Origin of the sequence: Streptosporangium sp. NPDC049046, from assembly GCF_040649155.1 — a bacterium.
In the GTDB taxonomy this organism is placed as follows: Bacteria; Actinomycetota; Actinomycetes; order Streptosporangiales; family Streptosporangiaceae; genus Streptosporangium.
This window is the reverse complement of the sequence record NZ_JBEZEZ010000001.1, coordinates 557,453-565,879: the sequence shown is the minus strand read 5'-3', so window position 1 is coordinate 565,879 and position 8,427 is coordinate 557,453. Positions and strand designations below refer to the sequence as shown.

Here is an 8,427-nt window from a genome sequence, read left to right as displayed (position 1 = left end):
CGGTGGGGAGCGGTCGTTCGTGGTGCATCGCTGGACCGCGGCCACCCTGGCCGCGTCGCAGGTGAGGGCGGGCGAGGTGGGGGCGGGCGAGGTGGGGCAGGCGCACGCGGCGGCGGCGCGGTTTTGGCGCTGGCGGGTCCAGACCCGGCCGCAGAGCGCGCAGCAGGATCTGGCGGAGCTGCTGGAGGCGCGCTTCCATCACCGCGCCGCAGGTGATCTCGACGCCGCCCTGACCGTGACGAACTCGGTGTGTGAGCAGTTGCATACCTGGGGGGCGTGGGGGTGGGAGGAGCAGTTGTGCCACGAGGCGTTGTCATGGGTCGCCGACGGCAGCCGGGCCCAGGCTGTCTACCTGCACCGGCTCGGCGTCATCGCCCAGGAGCGGGGGGAGTATGAGCGGGCACTGGAGCACTACCACCGCTCCCTGACTATCAACGAAGACCTCGGCAACCGCGCGGGCATGGCCAGCTCCTACCACCACCTCGGCATGATCGCCCAGGAGCGGGGGGAGTATGAGCGGGCACTGGAGTACTACCGCCGCTCCCTGACCATCGACGAAGACACCGGCAACCGCGCGGGCATGGCCAGCTCCTACCACCACCTCGGCATCATCGCCCAGGAGCGGGGGGAGTATGAGCAGGCGCTGGAGCACTACCACCGCTCCCTGACCATCAACGAAGACCTCGGCAACCGTGCGGGCATGGCCATCGGCTACCACCAGCTCGGCATGATCGCCCAGGAGCGGGGGGAGTATGAGCAGGCGCTGGAGCACTACCACCGCTCCCTGACTATCAACGAAGACCTCGGCGACCGTGCGGGCATGGCCAGCTCCTACCACCACCTCGGCATGATCGCCCAGCAGCGGGGGGAGTATGAGCAGGCGCTGGAGCACTACCACCGCTCCCTGACTATCAACGAAGACCTCGGCAACCGCGCGGGCATGGCCAGCGGCTACAGCCAGATCGGTTCGCTGTACACCCAGACGGGCCGGGCCGCCGAGGCGGTGGCCCTCACCGTGCGCAGCCTGCTCATCCGCGCCGAACTCCAGACACCTGAGATCGGCATCGACCTGCACTGGCTCGCGCAGCAGCGCGAGGCCCTCGGCGAGGCCGAGTTCCGGCGCCTCCTCGCCGCACACCTGAGCCCCGAGGACATCGACACCGTCATCGGCCGGCTTGACCAGCCCGACGCCTGACCCCCGTCCCTCAAGGGCCTCGATCTTCTACGCCCCCTCCCCCATAAGGGATGCGTCGAAATGGGCATAGATTGTGTATATTTTCCGTTAAACACTCATACTTGAAGGAGGATTTATCGTGACGGCGTTCCCTCGCGTACTGTTCGACGAGGCACACAGCGAGTCGTGGACCATCCGGCGGGATGTGGCCGAGACGATGAATCCCGGCCACCCCGACGACAGCGGCTACGTCCGTGCGGCCGGGCTGCTGCGCGGGCTGGGCCACTCCGTGGACGCGCACGTCGAGGGGCCGCTCACCCCGGGCCTGCTGAGCGCGCGGGACGTGCTGGTGATCGCGCATCCCTCCGCCGACCGGTGGGAGCGCACCACCGGGCTGGGCAGCCCGGTCTTCCCTGTCGAGGAGCTCGACGCGATCGAGGAGTACGTCCGCGACGGCGGCGGGCTCGTCGTGCTGGCCGAGTACGAGCAGGAGAAGTACGGCAGCAACCTCACCGAGCTGCTCGCGCGCTTCGGCGTGGGCGTCGAGCACACCCTCGTCCGGGACCCCGGGAGCGCACACAACGGCGTGGCCTCCTGGGTCCTGGGCACCCCCCGGAACGCCTCGCACGACTCTCGAAGCGGCCAGGACCTGCTCGCCGGGGCCCGCCGCGCCTGCTTCTACCGGGCGGGGACGCTCACCGTCTCCGACCACGCGACCGTCCTGTTCGCCACCTCGCCCACCGCGACCCCCGCGAACCGCCCGCTGGCGGTGGCCGTACGGCACGGGGAGGGCCGCGTCGTGGTGGTCGCCGACTCCGACCTGTTCGGTGACGACTCGATCGGCGACTACGACCACGCCGCGCTCTGGGGCAATCTCGTCACCTGGGCCGCCCGCGTCCCCGCCGCCAAGAGCTCCGCAGGCAAGAGCCCCGTCGCTGAGGGCTTGGCCGTCGGGAGTGCCGAGGCCACGCAGGACGCTGAGGACGCTGAGGCCCGCGCCGAGTTCCAGGCGCTCAAGGATGCCGTCGAGGCGATCAGGCCGTTGCAGGCCAAGGACGGCTCGATCCAGGAGGAGAGCGACCGGGAGCGGGCCGCCGAGCTGGTCTCGAAGATCGTCGGACATGTCGAGCGGCTCGCGCCGCGCTTCCCGCACGACGCCGCCTACCTGGCCGCCGTCGTCGCCGACTTCGGCAAGTGGGTCGACCAGGGGCTGGGCGTCCCCGACTTCCTCGACGCGCTCGACGCCTTCCACCCCGACACCCAGCGGGTGGACGGGCTGGAGCACCTGGTCGTCTTCCCGATGTACACCCAGAACGGCACCACCTTCCGCCACATCGAGGCCGTGTGGATCCGGACGATCTGGCCCGAATGGCTGGCCGAGCTGGAGCGGACCCGCTACGACAACCCGATGTTCGTGCCGATCGCCTTCGAGGACTTCACCTCCGGCTACGACACCAACTCCGCGGTGCTCTTCCCCGAGACCGTCGCGGTCCGCGAGACCCCGGCCCGCTTCACCTGGGGCGGGATCTTCGCCGACCGGGAGGCCGCGAGGTTCCGCGTGGTGAGCGGTGCCGCCGCGGCCACGCTGAAGCTCGCGCTGCCGCCGGACGCGGCCAGACTGATCGCGTCGCAGGAGCTGGCCCAGGACACCTTCGTGCTCTGGGACCTCATCCACGACCGGACCCACAGCCACGGCGACCTGCCGTTCGACCCCTTCATGATCAAGCAGCGCATGCCGTACTGGCTCTACTCCCTGGAGGAACTGCGCTGCGACCTGACCGCGTTCGGCGAGGCCGTGAAGCTGGAGCGCGAAGGCGTGCCGCACGCCCGCTACGTCCAGCTCGCGATCCTGTTCGACCGGCTGTTCCGCTTCCCGATCACCGGCAACCGGGTCCGCAACTACGACGGCCTGGGCGGGCAGCTGCTCTTCTCGTACCTGCACCGCAACGACGTCGTCCGCTGGACCGACAACCGGCTCAGCGTCGACTGGGACCGTCTCGCCGAGGGGGTCGCGGACCTGCGGGGCGAGGTCGAGAAGCTCTACAGGGACGGCATCGACCGCTCCAAGCTCGCCCACTGGCTCGCCGCCCACCAGCTGGTCGCCACCTACGTCGCGCCGAACCCCGCCTCGGTCTGGGCCGGCGGGGCCGAGGCCCTGCCCGTGGAAGGATTTCCCAAGGCCGTGGTGGACGCGGTGCTGCCCGACGAGTTCCCGCTGAGCATGTTCTACGAGGCCCTGCGCCGTAAGCTCGGCGACGTCGTCGACTCCACGAAGGGGATCCGAGCATGATCATCCTTGTCACCGGTGCGGGCGGCCCCGCGGGCCGGGCCGTCGTCCGCAGGTTCACCGGCGAGGGCCACACGGTGATCGGCGTCGACAAGAGCGGCGCCGACGGGTGCCTCGCGGTCGACCTGCTCGACGCCGCCGCCGTGCAGAGGCTCGCGGCGGACGTGCGGGCGGAACACGGCAGGGTGGACGGGATCGTGCACCTGGTCGGCGGCTGGCGCGGGTCCAAGACCTTCGCCGAGACGTCGCTGGACGACTGGGAGCTCCTGCACGACCTGCTGATCCGTACCCTCCAGCACGTCACGCTCGCCTTCGAGCCGCTGCTCAAGGCGAGTGAGCGCGGCCGGTTCGCCATCGTCTCCGCCAAGGCGGCCGAGCGCCCCACCCAGGGCAACGCGGCGTACGGCACGGCGAAGGCCGCCTCCGAGGCCTGGACCCTCGCCTTCGCCGACGCCCTGGAGGGCACCGCCTCCACCGCGAACATCCTGGTCGTCAAGGCGCTCGTGCACGAGGGCATGCGCGCGGCGAGCCCTGAGCGGACCTTCCCCGGCTTCACCGACGTCGACGACCTCGCCGAGGCGATCGACGACCTGTGGAAGACCGACGCCAACGGCACCAGGATCGACCTCACCGTCGACGCGAGGCGGGACGGGGGGACCGCGTGACGGACGCCATCCGCAGGCACGACCCGCTGGTGAAGGGCTTCGCCAGCGACAACTACGCCGGGGTCCATCCCGAGATCCTCCAGGCGATCGCGCTCGCCAACGGGGGCCACCAGACCGCGTACGGCGACGACGTCTACACCGCCGCGCTCCAGGAGGTCTTCAAGAAGCACTTCGGCCCCGCCGCGCAGGCGTGGCCGATGTTCAACGGCACCGGGGCCAACGTGGTCGCGCTCCGTTCGATGACCGCCCACTGGGAGGCGGTGGTCTGCGCGGAGTCGGCGCACATCCACACTGACGAGGGCGGTGCCCCCGAACGGTCGGCGGGGCTCAAGCTGCTGCCGGTCGCCACCCCGGACGGCAAGCTCACCCCCGAGCTGATCGACAGGCAGGCGTGGGGCTTCGGCGACGAGCACCGGGCACAGCCCAAGGTGGTGTCGATCACGCAGACCACCGAGCTGGGCACGCTCTACACGCCCCAGGAGATCGGCGCGATCTGCGACCACGCCCACGACCTGGGCATGCTCGTCCACCTCGACGGCGCCCGCGCGACCAACGCCGCCGCCGCGCTGGACGTGCCGCTGCGCGCGTTCACCACCGACGTGGGCGTGGACGTGCTGTCCTTCGGGGGCACCAAGGCCGGCCTGATGTTCGGCGAGGCCGTCGTGGTGCTCAATCCCGACGCCGTGCGCGGCCTGCGCTACCTGCGCAAGAGCGCGATGCAGCTCGCCTCCAAGATGCGGTTCGTCGCGGTGCAGTTCGAGGCGCTGCTCGCGGGCGACCTGTGGCTGCGCAACGCCCGCAACGCCAACGCGATGGCCCGGCGGCTCGCCGACGCCGTGCGGGACGTGCCGGGAGTGGAGATCCCGCGCCCGGTGCAGGCCAACGCGGTCTTCGCCATCCTGCCGGCGGACGTGACCGAGCGGCTGCAGAAGCGCTTCCGGTTCTACACCTGGAACGAGGCCACCGGCGAGGTCCGCTGGATGACCGCGTTCGACACCACCGAAGCCGACGTGGACGCGTTCGCCGCCGCCGTGGCGCAGGAGCTACGTCCGCGCCAAGATCTGTCGTAAGGCGCGTCGTGAAGGCCCGGCGCGGGGACCCCTTTCAGGACCCTTTCAGAGGGCCGAAACCCCCCCGCCGGGCCTCAGTTCTTGTGACCCGTCTCGTGCTCGTACGCGGTCAGCTGCTGTTCGAGGGCCTTCATCAGCTCGAAGACCTGACTCGGGGGGATGCGGATCCGGCTCACGATCCGGGTCGGCACGCTCACGAAGTGCTGCCCGGAGGAGGGGTCGTTGGCCAGCTGGGGCGGCCTGGTGATCACCGCGAAGTCCAGGACGAAGCCATCCTGGGTGTGCCACACAGAGGCGAAGTTGGCGTACTGCCCCATTTCCACCTCGGCGGAGATGCTCACCTCCAGGCGGTTCTCCGGCTCGTCGTTCACCATTCTCTTTCCTCCGGCCAGGTTGGCTCCATGCTGCCCTGACCGGAAACCGGCCGCACAGGGACGCGCCGACGCCACTAAAGGATGGAAGGCAGCCGCTGGGCGCCGCGCTGCCGCAACATGTCGGTCATCAACTCGATCTCGCCCGTCTGACCGTCGACGATGTGCTGTGCCATGGTGGCCACCTCTTCACGGTCGGACAGTTTCAGCAGACCCTCGCCCATCTGCACGCCGCCCTCGTGATGACGGATCATGAGTTGGAGGAAGAGGACCTCCTGCTCCTTGCCTGTGGCCTCGCGGAGCTTTTTGAGCTCGTCCTCACTTGCCATACCGGGCATCGCGGCGGGCGCGTCCGGTGTTACAGCGTGACCGCCACCGTGCCCGGCCATCCACGCCATGGAGGGACGATCACCCGACTGGGTGAGGCCCCACTGCTGCAGCCAGCCCGTGAAGATGCCGCGCTGGGCCGTCTGCGTGACGATGATGTCGTAGGCCAGGCGCCGCAACGCGTCGTCCTGGCTGCCGTCCCTGGCGATGAAGGACATCTCGACGGCCTGGGCATGGTGAACGGCCATGTCGCGGGCGAAACCCGCCTCCGCCGAGGCGTCCGTCGGAGTGGCCGTCCTGCCCGTCGCGAGCAGCAACACGACCGCCGTGACCAGGCAGCCGAGCAGCACGCCGACCACCACGCCACCACGCCTGGACGTCGCGCCCTCTTTACCCGGGGTTTCCATTACCTGCCCAGCGTACCCACTGTCGGGAATCGTCGCTGTATCACGCGTTGTCATCCCCTTATTCTCCACATACGCCGGTAGGGCATAGGGTGACCCGAAGTTGTTTGCCGGCTGGAGGGTTGATGACCAAGGAAAAGGCGCAGGCGAGGCGCGAGCACCTCAACCGCATGCGCGATGAGCAGAGGCGCAAGGAGCGCAGGGCCGCGCTTCTCATGTGGGGTGCCGGAGGTGCCGTCGTCGTCCTGCTGGTCGCGGTCGTCGCCTACTACCTGGTCAACGAGCGGGCCGCGACCTCACTGGACAACGTCGTCACCGCGAAGTACGCCGGCAGCCAGCACACCCAGACCAAGGTGACGTACAAGGAGAACCCGCCGATGGGCGGTGAGCACAACCCGGCCTGGCAGAACTGCGGCATCTACGAGCAGCCGATCAACAACGAGAACGCCGTCCACTCCATGGAGCACGGCGCCGTGTGGATCACCTACCAGCCGGATCTCCCCAAGGCCGAGGTGGACAAGCTGCGGGAACTGGCCTCCAAGGACTACATGCTCCTGAGCCCGTATCCCGGCCTGCCCTCCAAGATCGTGGCCAGCTCCTGGAACAACCAGCTCAAGCTGGACAGCGCGAACGACGGGCGCCTGCCCAGGTTCATCACCAAGTACAAGAACGGCCGGGACACCCCCGAGCTCGGAGCGTCCTGCAGCGGAGGCGTGGGCACCACCACCGCCGAGGCGCCCATCCCGGAGACCGCGCCCAGCCAGCCGCCGGGCGCCCCCGACGGGTCCGCGGCTCCCAGCGACGCCCCGGCCACGGACGCTCCCGCGACCGATGCCCCGGCAACCGACGCCCCGGTTCCCAGCCCCACCCCGGCGCCCTGATCCGGCCGGTCGCGACGCCGGTGACGCCGTCCTGACGAGGCGCACCGGCCGCACCGGGCCCGCGACTAGGCCCGCAGCACCTGTTCCAGGGGCACCGCCTCCAGCCCGTGAGCCTCGGCCACGGGCCGGTTGGTCAGGTGCCCCTCGTGCGTGTTCAGGCCGGCGGCCAGCGCCGGATCTCTCCGAAGGGCCTCCCGCCAGCCCAGCTGGGCGATCGCGAGGGCGTAGGGGACGGTCACGTTGGTCAGCGCGTACGTCGAGGTGTGCGGCACCGCGCCCGGCATGTTGGCCACGCAGTAGAACACCGAGTCGTGCACCCGGTAGGTCGGGTCGGCGTGGGTGGTAGGCCGGGAGTCCTCGAAGCAACCGCCCTGGTCGATGGAGATGTCCACCAGGACCGACCCCGGCCTCATCCGCGAGACCAGCGCGTTGTCGACCAGCTTGGGAGCCCTCGCCCCCGGGATCAGCACCGCGCCGATGACCAGATCCGCGTTCAGCACCGCCCGTTCGATCTCGTACGTGGAGGAGGCGATGGTCCTGCAGTGGCCCTTGTAGATCATGTCCGCCTGGCGGAGCCTGTCGATGTCGCGGTCGAGCAGCAGCACCTCCGCCTGCATGCCGAGCGCGATGACCGCGGCGTTCATGCCGGAGACCCCGGCGCCGATCACGACCACGCTGGCCGGGTGCACTCCCGACACCCCGCCCATCAGCACGCCGCGGCCGCCCCCGGGGCGCATCAGGTGGTACGCCCCCACCTGGGGGGCGAGCCGTCCGGCCACCTCCGACATGGGGGCGAGCAGCGGCAGGGAGCCGTTCGCGTTCTGCACGGTCTCGTAGGCGATGCCGGTGACCCCGGTCTCCAGCATGGCCCGGGTGCACGCCTGCGAGGCGGCCAGATGCAGGTAGGTGAAGAGCACCTGGCCCTTGCGCATCCGGTGGTACTCCTCGGAGATCGGCTCCTTGACCTTCAGTACCAGCTCACCCGCGGCCCACACCTCGTCGGCCGAGTCCAGGATGGTCGCGCCGACGCGTCGGAAGTCGGCGTCGGGAATGGAGGACCCCACCCCGGCGTCCTTCTCGACGAAGACCTCGTGGCCGTTCCTGATGAACTCGTGGGCCCCGCCGGGGGTGAGCGCCACGCGATATTCGTGGTTCTTGACCTCGCGGGGAACGGAGATTTTCACGGCTCCTCCAGGGTGGGCGCGTGTCCTCTACATTCACTGTGCGTTCCCCGAAAGAGAGTCATCA

8 protein-coding genes are annotated in these 8,427 nt (G+C 69.7%); 5 read left to right on the top strand and 3 right to left on the bottom strand.

Annotated elements, in window-relative coordinates:
- The 4 genes from AB0B96_RS02385 to AB0B96_RS02370 all read left to right on the top strand — a co-directional run.
- Nucleotides 1-1,195: tetratricopeptide repeat protein (locus AB0B96_RS02385; protein WP_362895812.1), on the top strand; the 1,195-nt coding region annotated here is incomplete at its 5' end.
- A gap of 118 nt (nt 1,196-1,313) precedes the next feature.
- Nucleotides 1,314-3,464 carry a DUF6421 family protein gene (locus AB0B96_RS02380; protein WP_362895810.1) on the top strand — a complete coding sequence of 717 codons (2,151 nt, stop codon included), beginning with the start codon at nt 1,314-1,316 and terminating at the stop codon, nt 3,462-3,464.
- On the top strand, nt 3,461-4,126 hold the full coding sequence (locus AB0B96_RS02375) for an SDR family NAD(P)-dependent oxidoreductase (RefSeq protein ID WP_362895808.1): 666 nt from the start codon (nt 3,461-3,463) through the stop codon (nt 4,124-4,126). The genes AB0B96_RS02380 and AB0B96_RS02375 overlap by 4 nt, the downstream gene beginning before the upstream one ends.
- Nucleotides 4,123-5,196, top strand: a complete 1,074-nt coding sequence (locus AB0B96_RS02370) for a low specificity L-threonine aldolase (RefSeq protein ID WP_362895806.1) — start codon at nt 4,123-4,125, stop codon at nt 5,194-5,196. Before AB0B96_RS02375 ends, AB0B96_RS02370 begins: the two co-directional genes overlap by 4 nt.
- A 74-nt stretch (nt 5,197-5,270) precedes the next feature.
- On the opposite strand, the gene AB0B96_RS02365 is transcribed toward AB0B96_RS02370, so the two are convergent.
- Nucleotides 5,271-5,570: a DUF3467 domain-containing protein gene (locus AB0B96_RS02365; protein WP_329092600.1), complete on the bottom strand. Its 300-nt coding sequence runs from the start codon at nt 5,568-5,570 to the stop codon at nt 5,271-5,273.
- A 74-nt stretch (nt 5,571-5,644) separates the two neighbouring features.
- Nucleotides 5,645-6,301, bottom strand: a complete 657-nt coding sequence (locus tag AB0B96_RS02360) for a DUF305 domain-containing protein (RefSeq protein ID WP_362895804.1) — start codon at nt 6,299-6,301, stop codon at nt 5,645-5,647.
- 122 nt (nt 6,302-6,423) lie between these two features.
- On the opposite strand from AB0B96_RS02360, the gene AB0B96_RS02355 reads away from it, so the two are divergent.
- Nucleotides 6,424-7,179: a DUF3105 domain-containing protein gene (locus AB0B96_RS02355; protein WP_362895802.1), complete on the top strand. Its 756-nt coding sequence runs from the start codon at nt 6,424-6,426 to the stop codon at nt 7,177-7,179.
- Between the two features lie 65 nt (nt 7,180-7,244).
- Here the strand turns inward: AB0B96_RS02355 and ald are convergent, their stop codons facing one another.
- Nucleotides 7,245-8,363 carry an alanine dehydrogenase gene (gene ald / locus AB0B96_RS02350; RefSeq protein ID WP_362895800.1) on the bottom strand — a complete coding sequence of 373 codons (1,119 nt, stop codon included), beginning with the start codon at nt 8,361-8,363 and terminating at the stop codon, nt 7,245-7,247.
- Nucleotides 8,364-8,427: the final 64 nt, after the last annotated feature.

Bases quoted from the DNA above. Each gene is read 5' to 3' on its own strand.
- AB0B96_RS02355 (WP_362895802.1), top strand. From the start codon at position 6,424: ATGACCAAGGAAAAGGCGCAGGCGAGGCGCGAGCACCTCAACCGCATG.
- AB0B96_RS02365 (WP_329092600.1), bottom strand. From the start codon at position 5,570: ATGGTGAACGACGAGCCGGAGAACCGCCTGGAGGTGAGCATCTCCGCC.
- AB0B96_RS02360 (WP_362895804.1), bottom strand. From the start codon at position 6,301: ATGGAAACCCCGGGTAAAGAGGGCGCGACGTCCAGGCGTGGTGGCGTG.
- AB0B96_RS02375 (WP_362895808.1), top strand. From the start codon at position 3,461: ATGATCATCCTTGTCACCGGTGCGGGCGGCCCCGCGGGCCGGGCCGTC.